The sequence below is a fragment of the Streptomyces sp. SCL15-4 genome (assembly GCF_033366695.1).
GTDB lineage: Bacteria > Actinomycetota > Actinomycetes > Streptomycetales > Streptomycetaceae > Streptomyces.
In genome coordinates this window covers 4,996,108-5,020,497 of record NZ_JAOBTQ010000001.1, presented here as the reverse complement: position 1 = coordinate 5,020,497, position 24,390 = coordinate 4,996,108, and the positions used below count along the sequence as shown (strand labels likewise).

Below are 24,390 nucleotides of genomic sequence, written 5' to 3'. Positions count from 1 at the left end.
CCGGCCAGGGCCCGGCTACTCGCCGGCCACCTTGCCGGTCAGCGCCATCAGGCGGTCGCGCGCGCAGTCCACGTGCGCCTGGACGTCGTCCCAGGTTTCACCGTGCTCGCGCAGCACCCGTTCGGTCTCCTGGGCGATGCGCTCCTCGCGCACGCGCGCCTCGGCGACGATCTCGGCGGCACGCGCGCGTGCCTCCTCCTCGCACCGCCGGGCGTACTTCCCGGCTTCCCGCAGCGCCCGCTCGGCCTCCGCCAGCGCCGCCTCGGCCCGGTCCGCCCGCTCGGCGTTCCGGGCGTCCAGCGCCGCCGCCCGCTCGGCCTCCTCACGTTCGGCCGCCGCCCAGCGGCCGGCGTTGCGCCGGGAGTTCTCGGCGAGCGTCCCGGCGGCGCGCTGCCGCGCCTCGCGCACCACGGCGAGCGCCTCCATGCGCGCCGCCCGCACCTCCCGCCGGGCCCCGACCCGGATGCCGTTGGCCTCGGCGCGCGCGGCCAGGATGCGGCCCCGCGCGTGCTCGTCGGCCGCCGCGCGGACGGCGTCCGCCGCCTCCCGCGCCTCCCGGCGGACCCTCGGCGTCCGCCTCGGCCCGCGCGACCTGCTGCCCGGCCGCGCGCCGGGCGCGCTCCGTGAGGTCCGCCGCCTCGTTCTGCACCCGCTGGAACAGCCGCTGCGCACCCTCCCCCAGCGTCTCGTACGTCTGCGGTTCGAGCTGGGCGACGACCTCGCGCAGCCGTACCGCCTCGGCCTCCATGTCCTTGGCGAGCACGGTCAGCCGGGCGGCCCGCTCCCAGGCCGCGTCCCGGTCCCCGGACAGCGCCTGGAGGCAGGCGTCGACCTGGTCGGGGCGGTAGCCGCGCCCCCGGACGGTCGCGAAGCCGTGCGGTGGCATCGATGCGCTGCTCACCCTGGGACTCCTCTCCACCGGACCTACACGACAGAATGATTTCGTGCATATCTTGATGGATCGGGCGTAATCGTTCATAACGCGACACTCCGCAGGCCGTCACGGGCCCCGCAACGCCTCGGGCCCTTCACGCGTGCGCGTGAAGGGCCCGAGGGTCCGCACCCGGCCGGCGGGCGGCGGCTGCGCTACAACAGCCCGTCCCACATCTGCTCCAGCAGCACCGACCACCAGCTCTCCGGCGAACCGAGCGCCGCCGGGTCCAGCGCGGCCAGCTGCGCCTGGAAGTCGACGGTCCAGCGACCCGCCTGCTCCTGGTTCAGCCCGTACCGCAGACGCCACATCCGGCCCAGCAGCGCCAGGCAGCGCGCGAACTCCGGCAGTCCGGTGTTCACGAACTGCGGCGGCACCGGCGCACCGCCCGGACCCGCCTCCACCGGCACGGCCACGATGTTCGCCGTCCCGTACTGCACGCAGAGCGCCTTGCCGAAGTCGGTGCCCATCACCAGGTACGAGCCCGCGTCCGGCGCCGCCGCCACCCCGCGCTCGGCCGCCAGCTCCGCCAGCGTCGGCACCGGACGGCCCGGCTGCGCCTGCGCCCAGAAGAACGGACCCATGTCCAGCGGGAGCCCGGCCACGACCAGGGTGTGGGCCACGATCGGCGGCACGCCCTGCCGGGACACCGCCTGCTGCTCGAACCGGAAGATCCCCGGCCCGAACGCCGCCGCCAGCTCCTGCGCGACCGCCTCCGGCGGCACCGGCGGCGCGGCCTGCACCGGCGGGAGCGGCGCCCGCACCGGCGCCGGCCGCGCGGGACCGTCCGCCACCTGGTGCAACTCGCCCTGATGCGCCAGCAACTGGTGCATGCCCTGCCGCCGGCCCGCGTGGTCCGTGCCGTACGGCGCGATGCTCGTGATCCGCGCCTGCGGCCACTGCTCGCGGATCATCCGCGCGCAGTAGGCACCCGGCAGCTCGCACGACTCCAGCTCGGTGTGCAGCTCCAGCACCTGGTCCGGCGGCACGTTCATGGCCCGCAGCTCGTGGAAGATCTGCCACTCCGGGTGCGGCACACCCGGCGCCGAACGCCGGATCAGCTGCTGCTCGGACCCGTCCTGCGCTCGGTAGCGCAGGACGGCCTGATAGCCGGGACCCACCGTCGGCTGCCCCTGCGGATACCCGTACGCCTGTCCCTGCCCAAGCCCCGGTCCGTGTCCCGGCACGGGCGCGCCCGGCGGCGGCATCGCACCGGGCGGCATCGGCGGCGGCACGCCCGGCACGCCCGGCGGCACACCGGGAGCACCGGGGGCGGGCGGAGGCGGCGGCGCGGCGTTCGGGCCGGCCGCCGGGGGTGCGGCGAACATGGTCTCGGCGTGGTGCATGGCGCCGGGAGCACCGGGAGCGTTCGGGACGTGAGGTGCCTGGGGTGCCTGGGGTGTCCCGGGAGGCTGCGGCGCGCCCGGGGCCGCCGGAGGCTGTGGTGCGCCTGCGGCCGGTCCGCTCGGGTCGGCCAGCATCGTGGCCGCCTGGTGCACACTGCCCGGGGGCGTGGCGGGCGGGTTCGGCGCGCCCGGCGGCCGCGCTCCCTGCGCGCTTCCCGGACCGGACGGCCCCTCGGGACCCTCCGGCCCGAGCGCCGACACCAGCTGGGTCGGCACGTACCCGCCCGCGGGGCCACCCGGCGCGGGCGGCGGCGTCGCACCACCCGGGCGCGCGCCCGGCACGCCAGGAGCGCCCGGCGGCGGAGGCGGAGGCGGCGCGCCCGCTCCTCCGCGCCCCTTCTTCGGCGGCGGCGCCGCCTTGCTCGTCGCGGCGTCCGCGATGTCCCCCGCGTGCGGCGGAAGAGCCCGTCCGGCCGTACCCGAACCCGAGCCCACCGGAGGCTGCGGCACACCCGGAGCGCCGCCCGGCCCCTGCGGATAGCCGTACGACGGAGCCGGTGGCGGTGGCGGAGCCGGTGCCGGTGGCGGAGTGCCGTGCGCCGAAGGGTGCGGCGGGACGCCCGGCCCGGGCATGTCCGGGGCCGCAGGAGGCTGCGGGTGCGGATGGCCGTACGCCGACGCGCCCGCTGCCGGCGGCGGCGTGTCGCCCGGACCGGCGGCGGGTGCGCCCGGGGTGGCCGAGGCGTCCAGCGCCGGTGCGACCGCCGTCGGCGGCAACTGGCTGCCGCCCGCCATCAACGCCGTCGGCGCGTCCGCCGGCACCGCCGGGGAACGCGGCGCGTCGTCCGGGTCGCTCAGCGGCGGCGCGAACACCGTCGCGGGCAGCGGCACGGACCGGTCGTCCTCACCGGACCCGCCGTTCGTGTCGGTCCCGGCCCACGGCGTGGCCCCCACGGGCGCCTCCGCGAAAGCGGACGCCCCCGGCACGCCGGACGCACCCGCCGGCACCCCGGCCTGCGTCTCGGCCGGTCCTCCTCCGCCGGAGGAAGCCCCCGCACCACCGCCCGTCTCCGCCGAAGCCGGCTCCGGCGCCCCCGAACCCGCCGGACCGCTCCCGGCCGCCGAATCCCCCGTCCGCCGCTCTGGGAGCCCCAGTTTGTCCGCCGCCTCCTGCAACCACTCCGGAGGAGTCAGCAGGAACGACGTCTGGTTGAGGTCCAGCCGCGCCGGCGCCGCGACCGCGTCTCGCGGCTCGCCGGCGCGGCCGTACTCCTCCTCGTACCGGCGGATCACCTCGCCCACCGGCAGCGCGGGCCACAACGTGGCCTCCCCGCTGTCCCGGGCGATCACGAGCCGCTGGCCGCCCGCGTCCGAACGCGGGCCCTCCGCCCGGTCCTCGCCCCACACCACGAACCCCAGCTCGAACTCCCGCACCCGCACCTCACGGTGCTGGTACACGGGCACGTCGCCGTTGATCCACTCCTCGGCGCGCTCCTGCGCCTGCGCGTACGTCACCATCGCGTGCAGCTCACTCCCCCACCGGACCGGAAGACACAGGACCGGCAGACACCGGACCGGCAGACACCGGGACGACCCGGACGAAACCGCCGTCCACCATCAGACCGGCCACCGTCTCCAGCTCCGGCGGACTGCCGGCCAGCCGGGACAGGAACGCGTCGAAGTCGTCGCCGCACGGCAGCAGCAGACGCTCCACCCGCTCCGCCGGCGACCACGACGGGTCCACGTCCCGCACGTCGTCGTACGCGCAGAACCACACCGAACCGGCCCGCTCGCCCTTCGCCTTCACCGCGAGCAGCCCGCCCTGCACGAAGCCCACCCCGAGATAATCCTTCGTCAGATGGTCGCGCAGACACTTGTTCACATACACCAGGTCGTTGACCGCGGCCTCGTCCCGCACCGTGAAGAACGGCTGGTCCACCAGCAACCCCAGCCCCGCGTCCAGCGCCGTGCCGACCGGCGCGCAGCCGCCCGCCGCCTTCAGGAACGAGCGGTAGGCGCCGGGCAGCCGACAGCCCAGATCCTCCTCGATCCCCTGCACCTGCGCCTCCGTCACCGCCACGCCCGACTTCGGCAGCCCGAAGTGCGCCGGCCGCGACTCCTGCAACGGCCTCGTCCCGCGCTTGGCGTGGTCCACCGGCGCCGTCGCGACCCCACCGTGATGCCTCAGCAGCGCCTTCACCTCGACCGGGATCAACTCCAGCCGCCGGGTCCCCGCCACGTGATGCCACGTCCAGCCATGGGGCGTCGCCACATTCGGCACCGTGTCCCACAGTTCGTGCCCCGTCGCCGCCAGCGCCGCGTTCGCCGACACGTAGTCCGTCAGCCGCAACTCGTCGACCCCGAAACCCTCCGGCGGCTCGGCGATCTCCACCGCCACGCGCGCGTACGGCGAGAAATCGGGGTAACCGCGCTCATCGACCCGTACCCCTCTCGGGTGACGTGCCGCCCGGACCGGATCCGGAAAGTGCACGACCTGCCCGGCATAGGCCGCGTTCGGCGGCGCGGCTCGCTGCCCGAGCCGACCTGTCGTCATGGCGGATGCCCCCTGCGGCGTTCTCTCTGGCCTTAAGCGGCGGTGTCGATCGCGGATGGCGACAGCCTATGCCGTACCCGAACCCCGGTCACCGGCCCACCACGACCCCGCGCGCCCTCTGCCCGCGCCACCGCACCCGCTCCACCGCCCACTCCACCGCCCGCCACCGTGACCAGCCGTCACCCCACCGTCACGCCACGCCCCGGAACGGGCGTGTCGCACCGCCCCAGCTTCCCCACCAGCCACGGCATTTGGCACCCTAAGTCCTTCGGGGGGATGCCCCAGGGGAGGGAAACGATCATGACCACCGTGCAGACCGGAGGTGCCGACGTGCGGGCCGGCGACCCTCGCATCGACTGGAGCGGCACCGAGACACCTCCCACTCCCACCCTCCGGCACCGCCGCGACGGCATCCTGCCCACCGTCGCCGCCGCCCTCTCCGTCCGCGGCACCACCCTCACCTGTACCGCCGCCCGCGGCGACCAGCCGCCCGCCCTGCACCCCCTCGTCCAGGACTTCCTCGACACCCTCACCAGCGCCCAGCGCGACCGCTTCACCGGCCGCTGCGCCGAAACCATCCTCATCTCCCGGCACCTCACCACCGCCGACGCCGCCCGCAGCAAACGCGCCGCCCGCAGGCCCATGAGCAACGGCGAGGCCCGCAAAGCCCTCAAACACGCCAAACTCACCGCCCGCCGCATCCGCGAGGACGGCGACCCCCTGCACGGCCGCTTCGCCGCCCCCTGCCGCGCCTGCACCGCTCTCAGCGCCCACTTCGGCGTCCGCATCGTCGACCCCACCGCGACCGACCGCTGACCCCCCGCGCCCGCCAGCCCCCACCGGCACGCCCCGCCCCCGACCACCCGGCAAGCTCGACGAACGAAGGGCAGATGCACCCCGACCGCACGTCCACCACGCGCTTCCCCGTACCCGTCGACGCCGCGCTGCGCGCCGCCGGCTGGCAACCCGGACGCTGGGACATCAAGCAGGCCGAGATCTGGGCCGACGCCCTGCGCGCCCACACCTCACCCGCCGGACACCGGCACACCGTCTTCCCCGCCGCCGTCGAGGCCTGGGCCGAATTCGGCGGCCTCACCATCACCCCCACCGGCCCCGGCCGCCAGATCGCCCCCGCCGCCCTCCACCTCGACCCCCTGCACGGCCTCCACCTCGCCCGCACCCTCGGCGACCTCGGCCGCGCCCTCGGCACCGAACTGTGCCCCCTCGGCGAGGAGACCGACACCGCCGCCCTCCTCGCCATCGACGCCGAAGGCCGCGTCTACACCATCGACCACACCGGCGACTGGTACGCGGGCCCCGACATCGACCACGCCCTGACCACCCTCGTCACCGGCATCCAGCCCGTACGCCTCACCGCCGGCTGACCCCCGCGCCGCACACCCAAGAGGCTCACACCGCCGGAATCACCGCCGACACCCGGAACCCCCCGGCGTCCGTCGGACCCGACACGAACACACCACCCAGCGCCAGGACCCGCTCCCGCATCCCCACCAGACCGTTCCCACCCGACGGCAGCCCCGCCGCCGACGCCGACGCGGGCTCCGGCGGCGGCTCGTTCTCCACCTGCATCGCGATCTCCGACACCCGGTGCGCCAACCGCACATACGTCTTCGCGCCCGCCGCGTGCTTGTGCACGTTCGTCAGCGCCTCCTGCACCACCCGGTACGCCGTCTGCTCGATCTCCGCCGGATACGACCGCGCCTCCCCCTCCACCGACAGATCCACCGCCATCCCCGCGGCGGCCGACTGCCCGACCAGCTCCTCCAGCTCCGACAGACACGGCCCCTCCGCCGCCCCCGCCTCCGCCGCCGCACGCGACTGCGCCGCCCGCGACGCCGCGGCCTCGGCCGCCTCCCCCACCGCGACCAACGGCACCACCGACGGACGCCGCACCGCGCCCTCACCCGCCCGCAGCACCCCGAGCATCTCCCGCAACTCCGTCAGCGCCTGCCGCCCCATGTCCCCCACCAGCGCCGCGTTGCGCACCGCCTTCTCCGGGTCCTTGCGCGCCACCGCCTGCAACGCCGCCGCGTGCACCACCATCAGACTCACCCGGTGCGCCACCACGTCGTGCATCTCCCGCGCGATCCGCGTCCGCTCCTCGTTACGCGCCCACTCGGCCCGCTCCTCCGCCCGCTCCGCGAGCAGCTGAAGCTCCCGCTCCAACGAATCCGCCCGCTCCCGCAGGCTCTCCATCAGCCGCCGCCGCGCCCCCACGTACAGCCCCAGCAGCACCGGCGGAGCCGTCAGGCCCAACGACGTCGTCACCGCCGCGAACGGCAGGAACCAGTCACCCAGCGTGAGATCACCGCGCGCCATGTCCTGCCGCACCCGCACGAACGTCACCACCGCCGTACCCAGCAGCGACATCCCCGACAACGCCCCGATCACCCGGCGCGGCAGCTCGCACGACGCCAGCGTGTACAGGCCGACGACACCCATCAGGAAGCCCATCTCGGCCGGCGTCACCGCGATCGCCACCAGCACCACGGCGATCGGCCACTTCCGGCGCACCAGCAGCACCGAACCGGCGATCAGCCCGAACACGACGCCCACGGACGCCGGGATCCCCGCCTCCCGGGCGAACGGCACCCCCTCCGCCGCACACTCCGCGGCGGACAGCAGCGCGAGACCGCCGTCGAGCGCCGCGCTGCGCCACCTCGCCCACCACCAGGGGCCGGTCAGGGCCCTGGCATGGTCTTCCCCCGTCGTGGTCATGCCTCCCAGCCTACGGGCGGGGAGTGCGGCTTTTCCGGTGACTTTCACCTACCTCCACACACCACACTCCGTAACCGAACGCCTTCGAAACCTCTCCTTGTCCCTCGAACTGGCGAACCTCACCCGTTCGACCCCGGAATACGTCATTCCGGCCGGACGGTATGCCCATGGCACAGACGTACGGCAAATATGCCGACTTCGAGGGACTTCGGGACCGGGCGGTGGCGTTACGGCGGGAAGGGCTGAGCCGTCGGCAGATCCGCGACCGGCTGCACGTCGACAACAACGACCTCCTCAACCGCCTCCTGGAGGGCGAGCCACCGCCCGAGTGGACGAAGCGCCCCAACGCCAAGGACGACCTGCGGGAGAGGGCACGCGAGCTGCGGCTCCAGGGCTGGACGTACGACCGAATCCAGCTGGAACTGGGGTGTTCGAAGAGTTCGATCTCCCTCTGGGTGCGGGACCTGCCGAAGCCCGAGCCGCGCTACACGCCCGAGGAACAACGTGCCCTGATGAACGAGGGTCTGGCACACCTGCGGGCCGCGCGGGACCGCGACCGCGAGGAGACCAAGCAGCGCGCGGCGGCCGCCGTCGGCCGACTGTCCGACCGCGAACTCTTCCTGGTCGGCGTCGGCCTGTACTGGGCGGAGGGCGCCAAGGACAAACCGTACGACCGTCGGGAGAACGTCATCTTCGTGAACAGCGACCCCGGGATGATCAGAGTCTTCCTGGCGTGGCTCGACCTGCTCCGAGTGGAACGCGGGCGCCTGCGATTCAACGTGATGATCCACGAGAACGCCGACGTTCAGGGAGCCGAACGCTACTGGGCCGACCTGGTCGGCGCCGACCCCTCCGCCTTCCACAAGACCACACTCAAGAAGCACAACCCCAAGACGGTCCGCAAGAACACCGGGGACACCTATCGCGGCTGCCTGGCGATCAGAGTCCTGAAGGGCGCCGACTTGTACCGTCGCATCGAAGGCAGTTGGTACGGCATAGTGTTGGGTGCCGACTCGGCGACCTGACCAAATGTCCGGTTTAGTCGAGTTTCATCCCCCATGGTGTAACTAGGCAGCACTGAGGGTTTTGGTCCCTTAAGTTCAGGTTCAAATCCTGATGGGGGAGCCGCCTGCACCCGGGCCCTGACCTCCGTGTCGGGGCCCGTACCCATATCCCCTCCCCCACCCCACCCCCCGGTATCCTGCGGCTGTCACCCCCACCCACCCCCAGCCGAAGGGCAACCCCGTGAGTGCCATCCGCCCGGCAGCCGTCGTCGTTCTCGCAGCGGGTGAGGGCACCCGTATGAAGTCGGCCACACCGAAGGTCCTGCACGAGATCTGCGGCCGCTCCCTCGTCGGCCACGTCCTGGCCGCCGCCCGCGCGCTGACCCCGCGGAACCTGGTCGTGGTGGTCGGCCACGCCCGCGAGCAGGTCGGCGCCCACCTCGCCGCGATCGACCCGGAGACCAGGACCGCCGTGCAGGCGGAGCAGAACGGCACCGGGCACGCGGTGCGGATGGGCCTGGAGGAGCTGGGCGGCGTCGTGGACGGCACCGTCGTCGTCGTGTGCGGGGACACTCCGCTGCTGACCGCCGAGACGCTCCAGCGGCTCACCGAGACGCACCACGCGGACGGCAACGCCGTCACGGTGCTCACCGCCGAGGTGCCGGACGCCACCGGCTACGGCCGGATCGTGCGGGACGAGGCGACCGGCGCCGTCACCGCGATCGTGGAGCACAAGGACGCCACCGACGCCCAGCGGGCGATCCGGGAGATCAACAGCGGTGTGTTCGCGTTCGACGGGCAGCTGCTGGCGGACGCGCTGAAGAAGGTGCGGACGGACAACAGCCAGGGCGAGGAGTACCTGACGGACGTGCTCGGGATCCTGCGGGACGCCGGGCACCGGGTGGGCGCGTCGGTCGCGGCCGACCACCGGGAGATCGCGGGCATCAACAACCGCGTGCAGCTCGCCGAGGCCCGCCGCATCCTGAACGACCGGCTGCTGACGCGGGCGATGCTGGACGGGGTGACGGTGGTCGACCCGGCCACCACCTGGGTGGATGTGACCGTGACGTTCGAGCGGGACGCCGTGGTGCACCCGGGGACGCAGCTGACCGGGTCCACGCATCTGGGCGAGGGCGCCGAGGTCGGGCCGAACAGCCGGCTGAAGGACACGCACGTGGGTGCGGGGGCGCGGGTGGACAACACGGTGTCCGACGGGGCCCGGATCGGCGAGCGGGCGAGCGTGGGGCCGTACGCGTATCTGCGGCCCGGTACCCGGCTGGGTGCCAAGGGCAAGATCGGGACGTACGTCGAGACGAAGAACGCGTCGATCGGGGAGGGCACGAAGGTGCCTCACCTGTCGTATGTCGGGGACGCGACGATCGGTGAGTACACGAACATCGGCGCGGCGAGCGTGTTCGTGAACTACGACGGACAGGACAAGCATCACACGACGATCGGGTCGCACTGCCGGACCGGTTCGGACAACATGTTTGTGGCTCCTGTCACGGTCGGGGACGGTGCCTACACCGCCGCCGGTTCGGTGATCACCAAGGACGTGCCGCCGGGTTCGCTGGCCGTGGCCCGTGGCCAGCAGCGGAATATCGAGGGCTGGGTGGCCCGGAAGCGGCCGGGGAGCGCGGCGGCGAAGGCGGCCGAGGCGGTGTCCCGGCGGGGCGAGAGCGAGGACTGACCGGAAACGTGTGCGCCAAACACGGCGTACCGTGATAAGTGCACATCCGCACGTGTGCACCCCGCATCCTTACCAGCTGATTCGGCCTCTCATGCCCAGCCGAGAGGTCGCAGAGCAGCCGGCTGGCTGAGACAACCTCTGAGGAGACTGTGCTGTGACCGGGATCAAGACGACCGGCGAGAAGAAGTTGATGTTCTTCTCCGGCCGCGCCCACCCCGAGCTTGCCGAGGAGGTCGCCCAGCAGCTGGGTGTCGGGGTCGTCCCGACGAAGGCCTTCGACTTCGCGAATGGTGAGATCTACGTCCGCTACCAGGAGTCGGCGCGTGGTGCGGACTGCTTCCTGATCCAGAGCCACACGGCTCCGATCAACAAGTGGATCATGGAGCAGCTGATCATGATCGACGCGCTGAAGCGTGCTTCGGCGCGGTCGATCACCGTCATCGTGCCGTTCTACGGTTACGCGCGGCAGGACAAGAAGCACCGGGGCCGTGAACCGATTTCGGCGCGTCTGATCGCGGACATGATGAAGACGGCGGGCGCCGACCGGATTCTGACGGTGGACCTGCACACGGATCAGATCCAGGGCTTCTTCGACGGTCCGGTGGATCACCTGTTCGCGCTGCCGCTGCTCGCGGACTACGTGGGGCGGAAGGTGGACCGGGCGAAGCTGACGGTGGTGTCGCCGGACGCGGGCCGGGTGCGGGTGGCGGACCGGTGGTGCGACCGGCTCGGTGCGCCGCTGGCGATCGTGCACAAGCGGCGCGACAAGGACGTGGCGAACCAGGTGACGGTCCACGAGGTGGTGGGCGAGGTCGAGGGTCGCGTGTGCGTGCTCGTGGACGACATGATCGACACGGGTGGCACGATCTGCGCCGCCGCGGACGCGCTGTTCGCGCACGGTGCGGAGGACGTCATCGTGACGGCGACGCACGGTGTGCTGTCGGGTCCGGCGGCGGACCGGCTGAAGAACTCGCGGGTGAGCGAGTTCGTGTTCACGAACACGCTGCCGACGCCGGCGGAGCTGGGCCGGGACCTGGACAAGATCACGGTGCTGTCGATCGCTCCGACGATCGCGAGTGCGGTGCGTGAGGTGTTCGAGGATGGTTCGGTGACGAGCCTGTTCGACGAGCAGTGAGGTTTCTGCCGGTCCGTCGTACGGGCCGGCGGGTGATCCTTTTGAGTGCGGCCTCCCCCTCCGAGTAGACTGCGTGAGTTGCTCGGCGAGGGAGGCCGTACTCGCGTCTGCGAATACGGCGGTCCGTTATCGACGCGCTCTTCGTAGCAGGCCGTTCGTGGCCGGGTGACCACGTCCGTTCCTAGTTTCTACGAGGAGTGATCCATATGTCCGAGGTGAAGCTCGCCGCCGAGACCCGTACCGAGTTCGGCAAGGGTGCGGCCCGTCGTATCCGCCGTGAGAGCAAGGTGCCGGTCGTTCTGTACGGCCACGGCACCGAGCCGGTGCACCTGACCTTGCCGGGTCACGAGCTGCTGCTGGCGCTGCGTACGCCGAACGTCCTGATCTCCCTGGACATCGACGGCAAGTCCAACGAGCTGGCGATTCCGAAGGCCGTGCAGCGTGACCCGCTGAAGGGCTTCCTGGAGCACGTCGACCTGCTGCTGGTCAAGCGTGGCGAGAAGGTCAACGTCGACATCTTCGTGCACACCGAGGGTGAGCTGGCGCCCGGCGGCAACCTGCTGGAGCACGTGCTGAACGCGCTGCCCGTCGAGACCGAGGCCACGCACATCCCGGAGTCGGTCACCGTCTCCATCGAGGGCCTGGAGGCCGGTGCCTCCATCCTCGCCAAGGACATCCCGCTGCCCGCCGGCACCACGCTGGCCGTCGAGGAGGACACGGTCGTCCTGCAGGTCCTGGCCGCCCAGGCCGAGGAGTCCCAGGGCGAGTCCGCCGAGGGTGAGTCCGCCGAGGCCTGATCCTCGTAGTCGTCGTTTCGTCAGCCGCTGTTCCCCCGGGGGGCAGCGGCTGGCGCGTATCAAGGAGAGATGGACGTGACCACTCCCGCCAGTGCCCCTTGGCTGATCGTCGGGCTCGGCAATCCGGGGCCGGAGTACGCGATGAACCGGCACAACGTCGGCTTCATGGTGGCGGACCTGCTCGCGGAGCGGATCGGGGGGAAGTTCAAGCGGGCGGGCAAGGCGCAGGCGCAGGTGCTGGAGGGGCGGATCGGTCCCGCGGGACCGGCGAGCCGCCGGGTGATCCTGGCGAAGCCGATGTCGTACATGAACCTCTCCGGTGGTCCGGTGAACGCGCTGCGGGACTTCTACAAGGTTCCGGTGGCCAACATCGTGGCGGTCCACGACGAGCTGGACATCGACTACGGCACGCTGCGGCTGAAGCTGGGCGGCGGGGACAACGGGCACAACGGTCTGAAGTCGATGACGAAGGCGATGGGGCCGGATTACCACCGGGTGCGGTTCGGGATCGGCCGGCCGCCGGGGCGGATGCAGGTGGCCGATTTCGTGCTGAAGGACTTCGCGTCGGCGGAGCGCAAGGAGCTGGACTACTTCGTGGACCGTGCGGCGGACGCGGTGGAGTGTCTGGTGGCGGAGGGGCTGGAGCGGGCGCAGAGCGCGTACAACTCCTGACTTGTCCGGTCAGGCCGGCCACCGGAGTTGACCGGCCGTAGGGGGATGGCCAATGATCCCGGCCATGCCTGCCACCGCCAGTACCGCTCGTCAGGCGTCCGGGACCGCGCTGCGGTTCGGCCGGGTCGCCGTGATGGGAGCGCTCGCCGCGCTGATCGTGTTCGCCGGGGTGTGGGGTTCCTGGGGGACCGCACAGCACGTGATGCTGGCGAAGGGGCGTGAGTCCGGCACGGTGAAGGTGACGCGGTGCGCCGGGGACACCTGCACGGGTCCGTTCACGCCGTCGTCGGCCGGTGGACGGGCACGCGCGCGCGTGGAGCTGGAGGAGTCCGTGGCGGTGCGTACGGGGACGACGTACGACGTGGTGCTGAAGCCCGGCTCCGGGGAGGCGGTGCGGTCCGGTCCGGCGGGCGTCCTGCTGGCCTGGCTGCCGCTGGGCGGGGCGCTGCTGCTGGCGTCGGTGGTGGTCGCGGGCGGGATGCGGCTGGCGCGTCCGGCGTGGGTGCTGGGACTGGCCGGCGCGGGACTGCTGACGGCGGCGTTCGTGGCGTCGCGGTGAGCGCGGCGCGGTGAGCTGGGAAAAAGGGGGGTGCCCCCGGGGTCGTACGACCTCGGGGGCACCCTTTTTCGCAAGGGGTCAGCCGGTGTTGCGCAGGCCGGCCGCCACACCGTTGACGGTGAGGAGCAGGGCCCGGGCGAGCAGCGGGTCGGGGTCGACGCCGGCCGCGGCGGCGTCGCGCTGCCGCTTGAGCAGGGCGACCTGGAGGTAGGAGATGGGGTCCAGGTAGGCGTCGCGGATGGCGAAGGTCTGCTTGAGGACGGGCTGGGCGTCCAGCAGCTCCTTCTCGCCGGTGACCTTCAGGACCTCGGCGACGGTCAGCTCGTGCTCGGCCTTGATGGTGTCGAAGACGTGGCGGAGCTGGTCGGGGACGAGGGTGTCGACGTAGTGCTGGGCGATCCGCAGGTCCGTCTTGGCGAGGGTCATCTCGACGTTGGAGATGAAGTTGCGGAAGAAGTGCCACTGCTGGTGCATCTCGTCGAGGACGGTGTCCAGGCCGGCCTCGCGCAGGGCCTTCAGGCCGGAGCCGACGCCGAACCAGCCGGGGACGATCTGCCGGGACTGGGTCCAGCCGAACACCCACGGGATGGCGCGCAGTCCGTCGAGCGAGACGCCGGAGCCGGGGCGGCGGGAGGGCCGCGAGCCCAGGTGCAGGTCGGCGAGCTGGTCGACCGGTGTGGAGGCGAGGAAGTACGTCGGCAGGTCGGGGTCCTCCACCAGGCGGCGGTAGGCGGCGTGGGCGGCGTCGGAGACGACGTCCATGGCCGCGTCCCAGCGGGCGAGGGCCTCGTCGGACTGGCGGGGCGCGGTGTGCAGGGCGGAGGCCTGCAAGGTGGCCGCGACCGTCAGTTCCAGGTTCTCCCGGGCCAGGGAGGGGATGAGGTACTTGTCGGAGATGACCTCGCCCTGCTCGGTGACCTTGATCTCGCCTTCCAGGGTGCCCCAGGGCTGGGCGAGGATGGCGTCGTGGGAGGGGCCGCCGCCGCGGCCGACGGTGCCGCCGCGGCCGTGGAAGAGGCGCAGGCGGACGCCGTAGCGGTGGGCGACGTCGCGCAGCCGGCGCTGGGCGCGGTGGATCTCCCACTGGCTGGTGGTGATGCCGCCGAACTTGGAGGAGTCGGAGTAGCCGAGCATGACCTCCTGGACGTCCCCGCGCAGCGCGACCAGGCGCCGGTAGGACGGGTCGGAGAGCATGTCCTCCAGGATGGTGTCGGCGGCCCGCAGCTCGTCGGTGGTCTCCAGCAGCGGGACGATGCCGATCTTCGCCCAGCCGGCGTGCAGGTCGAGGAGGCCGGCCTCGCGGGCGAGGACGGTGGCGGCGAAGACGTCGTCGGCGCCCTGGCACATGGAGATGATGTAGGACTCGATGACCTCGGGGCCGAAGACCTCCAGGGCCTTCCTGACCGTCTGGAAGACGCCGAGGGTCTTCTGGCCGGCGGCGTCGACGGGGGCCGGGGTCGGCGCGAGCGGCCTTCTGGAGCGCAGTTCCTTGGCGAGGAGCTTGGCCCGGTACTCGCGGGGCATGTCGGCGTAGCGCCAGGACTCCTCGCCGAGCCGGTCGAAGAGCTGGCCGAGGGCGTGGTGGTGGGCGTCGGCGTGTTCGCGGACGTCCATGGTGGCGAGCTGGAGGCCGAAGGCGGCCAGGGTGCGGATCGTGCGGGCCAGGCGGCCGTCGGCGAACAGGCCGCCGCGGTGTTCGCGCAGGGAGGCCTGGATGATCCGGAGGTCCTCCAGCAGCTCGCCGGTGCCGAGGTAGTCGCGGCCGTCCTCGTGGGGCGTGCCCTTGGCGAGGCGCCGCTTGGTGTTGACCAGCTTCTGCCGGACGCAGGTGGCCTTGAGCCGGTAGGGCTCCTCGGCGTTGAGGCGCTTGTAGCGGGGGCTGATCTCGGGGAGCAGCTCCAGGTCGGTCTTGAGCGAGTCCAGCAGCTCTTCGGTGGCTCCGGTGTAGCGGATGGAGTTGGAGAGCAGGCCGCGCAGCTCGTCGATCATCTCCAGCGCGTCGTTGATGCCGTGTTCGTGCTGGAGGATGAGGACGTCCCAGGTGACCTGGGGGGTGACGTTGGGGTTGCCGTCGCGGTCGCCGCCGATCCAGGTGCCGAAGGTGAGCGGGCGGGTGTCGTCGGGGAGCTTGACGCCGACGCGCTCCAGTTCGGCGGTCAGGTCCTCCAGGACGTCGCCGACGGCGCCGGCGTGCAGCTCGTCCAGGTAGTAGATGGCGTTGCGGGCCTCGTCGGCGGGTTCGGGGCGTACGACGCGCAGCTCGTCGGTCTGCCAGACGAGGTCGATGTTCTCGGCGAGGCGGACGTCCTGGCGGCGCCGGTCGGTGCCGAGGACGGGGGTGTCCAGGAGGGCCGCGATGCGCCGGAGCTTGTTGAGGACGGACCGGCGGGCGGCCTCGGTGGGGTGGGCGGTGAAGACCGGGCGGACGTTGAGGTTCCGCACGGCCTGGCGCAGGTGCTCGGGATCGGCGTCCTTGAGCCGGTCGGCGGTGCGGGAGAGCAGGCCGCCCTCGGCGGCGCGGCGGGCGCGCAGCTCGCGGCCGCGGTGCACCTGCTCGGTGACGTTGGCGAGGTGGAAGTAGGTGGAGAAGGCGCGGACCAGCTTGGCCGCGGTCTCCAGTTCGGTACCGCGCAGCAGCTCGGCGGCGGCTTCGCCGTCCTCGCGGGTGAGGCGGCGGACCTTCTCGACCAGTTCGAGGAGTTCGGGGCCCTCCTGCCGGACGAGGGTCTCGCCCAGGAGGTCGCCCAGCCGGCGGATGTCGGCGCGCAGCTCGCTGCCGGTTGTGGTGGTCTGGTCGTCGGCACTGCTCACAGGTTGCGGCTCCTTGCAGTGTTGAAGCTCGGCTGGCGGGGAACCCGGCCGGCCGACCGCGCGGCGGGGGCGCCGCATACGGGCCGTGACGTCCGGGAAGGAAACTTCAGCGGACCGCGCTGTCCGACCGGTTCCAAGGATAGGTGGCGATGTGGACGCGCAGGGTCTGGGGCTCTTGCCGCGGCGTGACGCGCTGCCATACTTACGACGCCGTAGGTTACGGAACCGTAGGGAAGTGCCGCCGAGTCCCGTACGGTCCCGGCGGCCCCCGGCATCCGATGAGACCCTCGACCCCACAGGGGACGCGTATGACCTCAAGCTCCGATGTGATCGACGAGGCCCGCGAGGCCACCGACACACCTGTTCCTTCCGCCACGCTGGGCGGTGAGCGGAAGCGCTCGATCGAGCAGATCACGTTGCTGCTCTTCATCACCGTGCCGTTCCTGGCGCTGGTGGCGGCGGTGCCGCTGGCCTGGGGATGGGGGGTGAGCTGGCTCGATCTGAGCCTGCTGGTGTTCTTCTACTTCCTCGGGTGCCACGGCATCACTATCGGTTTCCACCGGTACTTCACCCATGGCTCGTTCAAGGCCAAGCGGCCCCTGCGGATCGCGCTGGCGATCATGGGCTCGCTGGCGGTGGAAGGCCCGCTGGTGCGGTGGGTGGCCGATCACCGCAAGCATCACCGGTACTCCGACGCCGACGGCGATCCGCACTCTCCGTGGCGGTACGGGGAGACGGTTCCGGCGCTGATGAAGGGCCTGTGGTGGGCGCACATCGGCTGGATGTTCGACGAGGAGCAGACCCCGCAGGAGAAGTACGCACCGGATCTGATCAAGGACCCGGCGATGCGGGCGATCTCCCGGCAGTTCGCCATGTGGACGCTGGTCTCGCTGCTGCTGCCGCCGCTGATCGGCGGGCTGGTGACGATGTCGTGGTGGGGCGCGTTCACCGCGTTCTTCTGGGGTTCACTCGTGCGAGTGGCCCTGTTGCACCATGTGACGTGGTCGATCAACTCGATCTGTCACGCGGTGGGCAAGCGGCCGTTCAAGTCCCGGGACCGCTCGGGCAATGTGTGGTGGCTGGCGATCCTGTCCTGCGGCGAGTCCTGGCACAACCTGCACCACGCCGACCCGACCTCGGCGCGGCACGGCGTGATGCGCGGCCAGCTGGACTCCTCGGCGCGGTTCATCCGCTGGTTCGAGCAGCTGGGCTGGGCGTATGACGTGCGCTGGCCGTCACGCTCGCGTATCGATTCGCGGCGTGACGCCGGGGAAGGCGGTTCCCGGCGCCGGAGGGAGACCGCCGAGGCGGCATGATTGACGCCGTGGCGACCGACTCCAGCAGCAATCCAGGCAACGACAAGCAGCGGCGGACCCGCCGGACCCGTATGACCGGTGCCGAGCGCCGCCAGCAGCTGCTGGAGATCGGTCGCACCCTTTTCGCGGCGAAGGGCTTCGAGGGCACGTCGGTGGAGGAGATCGCGGCGAAGGCCGGGGTGTCCAAGCCGGTGGTGTACGAGCACTTCGGCGGGAAGGAGGGGCTCTACGCGGTGGTGGTGGACCGGGAGATGCGCCGGCTGCTGGACATGGTCACCGGCTCGCTGACGGCCGGCCATCCGCGTGAGCTGTGCGAGCAGGCGGCGTTCGCGCTGCTGGACTACATCGAGGAGTACACGGACGGGTTCCGCATCCTGGTCCGCGACTCCCCCATCCCGCAGTCCACGGGGTCCTTCGCGTCCCTGATCTCCGACATCGCCACCCAGGTGGAGGACATCCTGGGCCGCGAGTTCAAGTCGCGCGGCTTCGACCCGAAGCTCGCCCCGCTCTACGCCCAGGCGCTGGTCGGCATGGTGGCGCTGACCGGTCAGTGGTGGCTGGACGTGCGCCGGCCGAAGAAGGCGGAGGTGGCGGCGCATCTGGTGAACCTGGCGTGGCACGGCCTGGACGGGCTGGAGCCGAAGCCGCGGTTGATAGGCCACCGCAAGGCGTAGCGCGTGAGCCGGGTTCACAGCGCCGGTCCCGGGCCGGGGGTTCACGGCTTCACCGCGACCGCGAACAGCCGGCGGAACGGCAGGACCGTGCCGTAGGGAGCGCTCGGGTAGGCGGCGCGCAGCAGGTCGCGGTACTCGGCGAGGAACGCCTCGCGGGCTCCGGGGTCGTCGGCGAGCGCGGTCAGGACGGGCCGCAGTCCGGTGCCCTTCACCCAGTCGAGCACCGGATCCTCGCCCTCCAGGACGTGCTGATAGGTGGACTGCCACACGTCGGCCGCGCAGCCCAGGCGGGCGAGGCGGTCCAGGTAGAAGCCGGGCGGGTGCACGGAGTCCGTGCCGCGCGGGACTCCGGCGAGGCGGGAGCGCCAGCGGGGGGCGGCGGCCAGGTCGCGCAGCAGGGCGTGCAGCGGGGCGTCGAGGTTGTCGGGGACCTGGAAGGCGAGGGCGCCGCCGGGTCGCAGGGCGGCGATCCAGCCGGCGAAGCGGTCGGCGTGGCCCGGCACCCATTGCAGGGTGGCGTTGGAGACGATCAGGTCGTACGGCTCCTCGGGCGTCCAGGTCCGCACGTCGGCGTGGGCGAAGTCGAGCCGGCCGCCGCCCGCCGTCGGCCCCTCGTGATCGGCGCGGGCCCGGGCGAGCATCTCGGGCGAGTTGTCGTAGCCGGTGACGCGGGCGGCGGGCAGGCGCTCGGCGAGCGTCGCGGTGACGTTGCCGGGGCCGCAGCCGAGGTCGGCGACGCGGGGCCGGTCGCGGGGCGGATCGGGGACGCGGGCGAGGAGGTCGGTGAAGGCGCGGGCGCGGTGACCGGCGTGGCGGAGGTACTGGGCGGGGTCCCAGCGCGGCGTGGTCATGCTCTCCACCTTCCCCGGACAAGTTTCTCGACGTCAAGAGAGTCGACATCAAGAGACTTCACGTCGACACAACCACTACACTGATCTCCATGGAGGACGAGGTCGATCGGCTGGTCGCAGCGTGGCGCCGGGAGCGCCCTGACCTCGACGTGGAGCCGCTGGAGGTACTGAGCCGGGTGAGCCGGCTCGCCCGGCACCTGGACCGCGCGCGCCGGCTCGCCTTCGCCGAGCACCAGCTCGAGCCCTGGGAGTTCGATGTGCTGACCGCGCTGCGGCGCGCGGGCACGCCGTACCAGCTCTCTCCCGGCCAGCTGCTGACGCAGACCCTGGTCACCTCCGGCACGATGACCAACCGTATCGACCGGCTGGCGAAGAAGGGCCTGGTGGAGCGGCTGCCCGACCCCAGCGACCGGCGGGGGGTGCTGGTCCGGCTGACCGACGAGGGCCGGGACCGCGCGGACCAGGCGCTGGCGGGGCTGCTGGAGCAGGAGCGGGCGATCCTCGCCGAGCTGTCCCGCGCCCAGCGCGCGGAACTGGCCGGGCTGCTACGCCAGCTGACCGCCCCGTTCGACAACATTCCCGGCTAGGTCCGCCGGACCCACTCCGGCCCGCCGCGCGAGCGCCACGGCGGCCAGCGTGGAGTGGACGCCCAGTTTGCCGAGGACGTTCTGCATATGGGTGCGGACGGTGTGCGGGGAGAGGAACAGTCGTTCGGCGACGGCCTTGCGGCCGAGCCCGGCGACCATGCAGCGCAGCACCTCCCGCTCCCTGGGCGTGAGGGACTCCACCAGCCGCTCGCTCTCGGTGCGGTGCCGACGGGCCGCCGTCAGCTCCTTCAGCACCCCGGTGAGCAGCGCCGGCGGCAGATGCGTCTCGTCGCGCAGCACGCCCCGTATCACCGTCAGCAGCCGGGACAGCGAACAGTCCTTGGCGACCCAGCCGGAGGCGCCGGCCTGGAGGGCGAGGGCCGCGCGGCGCGGGTCGTCCTTCTCGGCGAGGACGACGCTGCGCACGCCGGGCTGGGCGGTGCGCACCCCGGCGACCAGGGAGATGCCGTCGACCAGGCCCTCCTCGTTGCCGTCGCGCACCGGTACGGCCGGGCGGGCGCCGGGCGGGGGGCCGCCGAGGTCGGCGTCGACCAGCAGGACGTCGTAGCGACGGCCCTCGCCGGCCGCCCGGTCCAGGCAGCGCAGTGCGGCCGGGCCGCTGCCGGCGGCGAAGACGTCGACGTCCGGCTCGGCGGCCAGCGCGGCGGCCAGCGACTCGGCGAAGATGCGGTGGTCGTCGACGACGAGGACTCGGATACGAACCACGTAACCCCCTTCCCCGGGCTCCGCGTGGAGCAGGGGATGTCCAAGGTCCGGAAGGCTCCGGAAACAGGCCGGTCCGGCAATACCGGGAGAACATGCGGAGAGGGACGACCTGCACGGACGCGGCACCCGCGGGCGGGGTCACACGCCGGACGGCCGCCGCCGCCACGAAGACCGCTGCCCCACCGCGGGCGCCGCACCCGCCTGTCTCGCCCCCTGAGCGGCACCGGCCCCCACCGGTGCTGTTCCACAGAGTACGGATGGCAGCACGCAGCGGAAGGAGATTTGCAGAACTGGCCGTCCGGCGCGTTTATGGTGTGCCGCATGTTTCGTATTGAGGCGGAAGTCGACAAGGCCCGACGTGATCTGCTCCGCTCGCGGCTGCGGGAGACCAACACGGCCGCGTCCCCGGTGCTCGCCGCGCTGCGCGGCACCGCCGGCGAACGCGAGGCGCCCCTCCATGTCTGGGCACTGGACGAGGCCGGCGACCTGGCGGGCGGCCTGGTCGGCCACACCTGGACGACCTGGCTGCACATCACCTACCTGTGGGTCGACACCCGCCACCGCGGCACGGGCCTCGGCTCCCGCCTCCTCGCCGAGGCGGAACGCCTGGCCGTGGCCCGCGGCTGCGCCTCCGCCCGCCTGGAGACCTGGGACTTCCAGGCCCCCGGCTTCTACCGCAAACAGGGCTACGAGGTGGTCTGCGTGATCCCCGACTACCCGCCGGGCATCACGGAGTACACGCTGACCAAACGCCTGGGCTGACGAGGCCTCAGACGAGCCGCCGCGCGCCCGGCGCCGGGACCGCCTCGAAGGTGCGGGGGGCCGTGTGGCCGGCCGCGGCGAAGGCTTCCTCGACCGCCTTCGTCAGGGTGTCGACGTCCGCGGCCTCCGCGAGGACGATCGCCGAGCCGCCGAAGCCGCCGCCGGTCATGCGGGCGCCGAGGGCGCCGTGGGCCAGGGCGGTGTCGACGACCAGGTCCAGTTCCGGGCAGGAGACGCGGAAGTCGTCGCGCAGCGAGGCGTGGCCCTCGGTGAGGACGGGGCCGATGGCGCGGGGGTCGCCGGCGCGCAGCAGGGCGACCGTGCGCTCCACCCGCTCGTCCTCCGTGACCACGTGCCGGACCAGGCGGACGACCTCCTCCTCGTCGCCGAGGCGGGCGAGGGCCTCGTCCAGGCCGTCGTACGGGATGTCGCGCAGGGCGTCGACGCCGAGCAGGGCCGCGCCCTTCTCGCAGCCGGTCCGGCGCTTGCCGTACTCGCCGCCGCTGTGCGCGTGCTTGACCTGGGTGTCCACCACCAGCAGCCGCAGGCCCTCGGCCGCGAGGTCGAAGGGGATCTGGCGCTGGGACAGGTCGCGGGTGTCCAGGAACAGCGCGTGGCCCTGCTCGCAGCAGGCCGACGCCGTCTGGTCCATGATGCCGGTCGGCGCGCCCACGTAGACGTTCTCGGCGCGCTGGCAGAGCCGGGCCAGCCGCCAGCGTTCGAGGTCCAGGCCGTACAGGTCGTCGAGCGCGAGCGCGATCACGACCTCCAGGGCCGCGGAGGAGGACAGGCCCGCGCCCGTGGGGACCGTGGACGCCAGGTGGACGTCGGCGCCGGTGATCTCGTGGCCCGCCTCGCGCAGCGCCCAGACGACGCCCGCCGGGTACGCCGTCCATTCCTGGTCGGTCCCGGGTGCGAGGGCGTCCAGGCGCAGCTGGACGACCCCGCCCTCGATGTCCGCCGAGTGCAGGCGCAGGACGCCGTCGGTGCGTCGGGAGACCGCGGCGAGCGCCTGGTGCGGCAGCGCGAACGGCATGACGAAGCCGTCGTTGTAGTCGGTGTGCTCGCCGATCAGGTTGACCCGGCCCGGCGCCGCCCAGACGCCCTCCGGTGCGGCGCCGTACAGCTCGGCGAAGCGGTCCGCGACCTGCTGTGCCCCCACTACTGCTCCCTCGTGATGCTCTGCGCGAACTCCCACGCGTCCGCGACGATGCCCGCGAGATCCGCGCGGGTCGGGTTCCAGCCCAGTTTCTCGCGGGCGGTGTCCGCGGCGGCGACCAGGACCGCCGGGTCGCCGCCCCGGCGGCCGGCGGTCACCTCGGGGATCGGGTGCCCGGTGACCTCGCGGACGGTCTCGATGACCTCGCGGACGGAGAAGCCGTTGCCGTTGCCGAGGTTGCAGATCAGGTGCTCGCCCGGGGCGGCGGCGCCCAGGGCCAGCAGATGGGCGTCGGCCAGGTCCGCCACGTGGATGTAGTCGCGGACGCAGGTGCCGTCGGGGGTCGGGTAGTCGTCGCCGTAGACCGAGATGGCGTCGCGGCGGCCCTGGGCGACCTGGAGGACCAGCGGGATGAGGTGCGACTCGGGGTCGTGCCGCTCGCCGTACGCGCCGTACGCCCCGGCCACGTTGAAGTAGCGCAGGGAGACCGCGGCCAGGCCGTGGGCGTGCGCCTCGCTGGTGATCATGTGGTCGACGGCGAGCTTGGAGGCGCCGTAGGGGCTGGTGGGGCGCGTCGGGGCGGTCTCCCGGATGGGGGTCCGCTCGGGCTCGCCGTAGGTGGCGGCGGTGGAGGAGAACACCAGCCTGCGCACGCCGGCCTCGCGCATCGCGGCGAGCAGCGCCATGCTGCCGCCGACGTTGTTGTCCCAGTACTTCTCCGGCTTCTGCACCGACTCGCCGACCTGCGAGAACGCCGCGAAGTGCAGCACGCCGTCGAAGGAGGCGTCGAGCCACTTGGCGGCGTCGCGGATGTCGCCCTCGATGAAGGCGGCACCGGCGGGCACGCCCGCGCGGAAGCCGGTGGAGAGGTTGTCCAGGACGGTGACCTCGTGCCCGGCCTCCAGCAGGTGCTGGGCCACGACACTGCCGACGTATCCCGCGCCACCCGTCACCAGGTACTTCATGAACTCGCTACCTCTCGCAGTCGCTCGGCCGCGCGCTCCGGCGGCACGTCGTTGATGAACACGTTCATGCCGGACTCGGAACCCGCGAGGAACTTCAGCTTGCCGGAAGTACGGCGGATGGTGAAAAGCTCGAGGTGGAGCGCGAAGTCGTCGCGCGTCACGCCGTCGAACTCCTCCAGCGTGCCGAACGGGGCCTGGTGCCAGGCCGCGATGTACGGCGTCGGAGGCTCGCCCGCGGAGCCTTCCCCGCCCTCCCGCCCGTCGAAGATCCGGTCGAACCGCTTCAAGAGTTCCAGATAGACCTGGGGGAACTCTGTGCGTGCCGCCTCGTCCAGCGCGAGCAGATCGGGCACGCGGCGCTTGGGGTACAGGTGGACTTCGTACGGCCAGTGGGCCGCGTACGGCACGAAGGCCGCCCAGTGTTCACCCTCAAGGACGACCCGCTCGCCGGCGAGTTCCCTCTCCAGGACCGCGTCGAACAGGTTCTCTCCGCCGGTCGCCTCCCGGTGGGCGGCGAGCGAGCGGAGCATCAGCGCGGTGCGCGGGGTGGTGAAGGGGTAGGCGTAGATCTGCCCGTGCGGGTGGCCCAGGGTCACGCCGATCTCGGCGCCGCGGTTCTCGAAGCAGAACACCTGCTCGACGGAGGGCAGGTGGGACAGCTCCGAGGTGCGGTCCGTCCACGCGTCCAGCACCAGCCGGGCCTGCTCCGGGGTGAGGTCGGCGAAGGAGGCGTCGTGGTCGGAGGTGAAGCAGACGACCTCGCAGCGGCCGGAGTCACCGGCGAGGGAGGGGAAGCGGTTCTCGAAGACGGCGACGTCGTACGAGGAGTCCGGGATCTCGCTGAGCCGGTCGCCGCGCGTCGGGCACAACGGGCACTCGTCGGCCGGCGGGTGGTAGGTGCGGCCCTGGCGGTGCGAGGCGATGGCGACGCTGTCGCCGAGCAGCGGGTCGCGGCGGATCTCGGACGTGGTGACCGTACGGTCCAGCGGGCGCCGGTCCACCGCGTCGCGCACGGTGTCGTCCCGAAGGTCGTAGTAGATCAGCTCACGACCGTCGGCCAGCCGGGTCGAGGTCTTCTTCACGCCGGTCTCCTCCACGTCCCCACGCCATCA

The 24,390-nt window shown here is 72.4% G+C and carries 21 protein-coding genes and 1 pseudogene; 12 read left to right on the top strand and 10 right to left on the bottom strand.

Annotation, left to right across the window (positions count from 1 at the left end; genetic code table 11):
• Nucleotides 1–15: 15 nt before the first annotated feature.
• From SCK26_RS22525 to SCK26_RS22515, 3 genes and pseudogenes are all read right to left on the bottom strand, one after another.
• Nucleotides 16–901, bottom strand: a pseudogene (locus tag SCK26_RS22525) (cellulose-binding protein).
• 185 nt (nt 902–1,086) lie between these two features.
• Nucleotides 1,087–3,795 carry an SUKH-4 family immunity protein gene (locus SCK26_RS22520; RefSeq protein WP_318203126.1) on the bottom strand — a complete coding sequence of 903 codons (2,709 nt, stop codon included), beginning with the start codon at nt 3,793–3,795 and terminating at the stop codon, nt 1,087–1,089.
• Between the two features lie 10 nt (nt 3,796–3,805).
• Nucleotides 3,806–4,831, bottom strand: a complete 1,026-nt coding sequence (locus SCK26_RS22515; protein ID WP_318203125.1) for an SMI1/KNR4 family protein — start codon at nt 4,829–4,831, stop codon at nt 3,806–3,808.
• Between the two features lie 300 nt (nt 4,832–5,131).
• On the opposite strand from SCK26_RS22515, the gene SCK26_RS22510 reads away from it, so the two are divergent.
• Complete coding sequence (locus tag SCK26_RS22510; RefSeq protein WP_318203124.1) at nt 5,132–5,647, top strand: YwqJ-related putative deaminase; 516 nt, start codon at nt 5,132–5,134, stop codon at nt 5,645–5,647.
• Nucleotides 5,648–5,721: 74 nt separating this feature from the next.
• The gene (locus SCK26_RS22505; protein ID WP_318203123.1) at nt 5,722–6,216 is read left to right on the top strand and encodes an SUKH-3 domain-containing protein; all 495 of its coding nucleotides are present in this window, start codon (nt 5,722–5,724) and stop codon (nt 6,214–6,216) included.
• A 25-nt stretch (nt 6,217–6,241) separates the two neighbouring features.
• Here the strand turns inward: SCK26_RS22505 and SCK26_RS22500 are convergent, their stop codons facing one another.
• On the bottom strand, nt 6,242–7,570 hold the full coding sequence (locus tag SCK26_RS22500) for a sensor histidine kinase (RefSeq protein ID WP_318203122.1): 1,329 nt from the start codon (nt 7,568–7,570) through the stop codon (nt 6,242–6,244).
• Nucleotides 7,571–7,737: 167 nt separating this feature from the next.
• On the opposite strand from SCK26_RS22500, the gene SCK26_RS22495 reads away from it, so the two are divergent.
• The 6 genes from SCK26_RS22495 to SCK26_RS22470 all read left to right on the top strand — a co-directional run bounded on the left by SCK26_RS22495 (nt 7,738) and on the right by SCK26_RS22470 (nt 13,427).
• Nucleotides 7,738–8,595: a hypothetical protein gene (locus SCK26_RS22495; RefSeq protein WP_318203121.1), complete on the top strand. Its 858-nt coding sequence runs from the start codon at nt 7,738–7,740 to the stop codon at nt 8,593–8,595.
• A 220-nt stretch (nt 8,596–8,815) separates the two neighbouring features.
• Nucleotides 8,816–10,264, top strand: a complete 1,449-nt coding sequence (gene glmU / locus SCK26_RS22490; protein WP_318203120.1) for a bifunctional UDP-N-acetylglucosamine diphosphorylase/glucosamine-1-phosphate N-acetyltransferase GlmU — start codon at nt 8,816–8,818, stop codon at nt 10,262–10,264.
• 154 nt (nt 10,265–10,418) lie between these two features.
• Nucleotides 10,419–11,399: a ribose-phosphate diphosphokinase gene (locus tag SCK26_RS22485; RefSeq protein WP_318203119.1), complete on the top strand. Its 981-nt coding sequence runs from the start codon at nt 10,419–10,421 to the stop codon at nt 11,397–11,399.
• A 206-nt stretch (nt 11,400–11,605) separates the two neighbouring features.
• Nucleotides 11,606–12,196: a 50S ribosomal protein L25/general stress protein Ctc gene (locus SCK26_RS22480; RefSeq protein ID WP_318203118.1), complete on the top strand. Its 591-nt coding sequence runs from the start codon at nt 11,606–11,608 to the stop codon at nt 12,194–12,196.
• A 69-nt stretch (nt 12,197–12,265) separates the two neighbouring features.
• Nucleotides 12,266–12,868 carry an aminoacyl-tRNA hydrolase gene (pth, locus tag SCK26_RS22475; protein ID WP_318203117.1) on the top strand — a complete coding sequence of 201 codons (603 nt, stop codon included), beginning with the start codon at nt 12,266–12,268 and terminating at the stop codon, nt 12,866–12,868.
• Between the two features lie 52 nt (nt 12,869–12,920).
• Complete coding sequence (locus tag SCK26_RS22470) at nt 12,921–13,427, top strand: hypothetical protein (protein ID WP_318203116.1); 507 nt, start codon at nt 12,921–12,923, stop codon at nt 13,425–13,427.
• A gap of 78 nt (nt 13,428–13,505) precedes the next feature.
• Here the strand turns inward: SCK26_RS22470 and ppc are convergent, their stop codons facing one another.
• Nucleotides 13,506–16,238 (bottom strand): phosphoenolpyruvate carboxylase, encoded by a 2,733-nt coding sequence (ppc, locus tag SCK26_RS22465; RefSeq protein ID WP_318203115.1) that lies wholly within the window; start codon nt 16,236–16,238, stop codon nt 13,506–13,508.
• Between the two features lie 308 nt (nt 16,239–16,546).
• On the opposite strand from ppc, the gene SCK26_RS22460 reads away from it, so the two are divergent.
• Nucleotides 16,547–17,554: an acyl-CoA desaturase gene (locus SCK26_RS22460; protein ID WP_318203114.1), complete on the top strand. Its 1,008-nt coding sequence runs from the start codon at nt 16,547–16,549 to the stop codon at nt 17,552–17,554.
• On the top strand, nt 17,551–18,228 hold the full coding sequence (locus tag SCK26_RS22455) for a TetR/AcrR family transcriptional regulator (protein ID WP_190012673.1): 678 nt from the start codon (nt 17,551–17,553) through the stop codon (nt 18,226–18,228). The genes SCK26_RS22460 and SCK26_RS22455 overlap by 4 nt, the downstream gene beginning before the upstream one ends.
• 41 nt (nt 18,229–18,269) lie before the next feature.
• On the opposite strand, the gene SCK26_RS22450 is transcribed toward SCK26_RS22455, so the two are convergent.
• A complete protein-coding gene (locus SCK26_RS22450; protein WP_318203113.1) occupies nt 18,270–19,079 on the bottom strand; it encodes a trans-aconitate 2-methyltransferase in 810 nt (269 codons plus the stop codon).
• Between the two features lie 89 nt (nt 19,080–19,168).
• Here SCK26_RS22450 and tamR point away from each other — a divergent pair, with 89 nt between their 5' ends.
• Nucleotides 19,169–19,666 carry a MarR family transcriptional regulator TamR gene (gene tamR, locus SCK26_RS22445; RefSeq protein ID WP_014673201.1) on the top strand — a complete coding sequence of 166 codons (498 nt, stop codon included), beginning with the start codon at nt 19,169–19,171 and terminating at the stop codon, nt 19,664–19,666.
• Here the strand turns inward: tamR and SCK26_RS22440 are convergent.
• On the bottom strand, nt 19,625–20,392 hold the full coding sequence (locus tag SCK26_RS22440; protein ID WP_318203112.1) for a response regulator transcription factor: 768 nt from the start codon (nt 20,390–20,392) through the stop codon (nt 19,625–19,627). The two genes, tamR and SCK26_RS22440, sit on opposite strands and share 42 nt — an antisense overlap.
• A gap of 309 nt (nt 20,393–20,701) precedes the next feature.
• Between SCK26_RS22440 and SCK26_RS22435 the strand changes: the two genes are divergently transcribed.
• Entirely contained in the window at nt 20,702–21,154 is a 453-nt protein-coding gene (locus tag SCK26_RS22435) for a GNAT family N-acetyltransferase (RefSeq protein ID WP_318206067.1), read from the top strand.
• A 7-nt stretch (nt 21,155–21,161) separates the two neighbouring features.
• On the opposite strand, the gene galK is transcribed toward SCK26_RS22435, so the two are convergent.
• From galK to galT, 3 genes are read right to left on the bottom strand one after another with little or no spacing between them, the layout of a single operon-like run.
• Nucleotides 21,162–22,316 (bottom strand): galactokinase, encoded by a 1,155-nt coding sequence (gene galK, locus SCK26_RS22430; protein WP_318203111.1) that lies wholly within the window; start codon nt 22,314–22,316, stop codon nt 21,162–21,164.
• The gene (gene galE, locus SCK26_RS22425) at nt 22,316–23,278 is read right to left on the bottom strand and encodes a UDP-glucose 4-epimerase GalE (protein ID WP_318203110.1); all 963 of its coding nucleotides are present in this window, start codon (nt 23,276–23,278) and stop codon (nt 22,316–22,318) included. Before galE ends, galK begins: the two co-directional genes overlap by 1 nt.
• Nucleotides 23,275–24,360: a galactose-1-phosphate uridylyltransferase gene (gene galT, locus SCK26_RS22420; RefSeq protein WP_318203109.1), complete on the bottom strand. Its 1,086-nt coding sequence runs from the start codon at nt 24,358–24,360 to the stop codon at nt 23,275–23,277. The genes galE and galT overlap by 4 nt, the downstream gene beginning before the upstream one ends.
• Nucleotides 24,361–24,390: the final 30 nt, after the last annotated feature.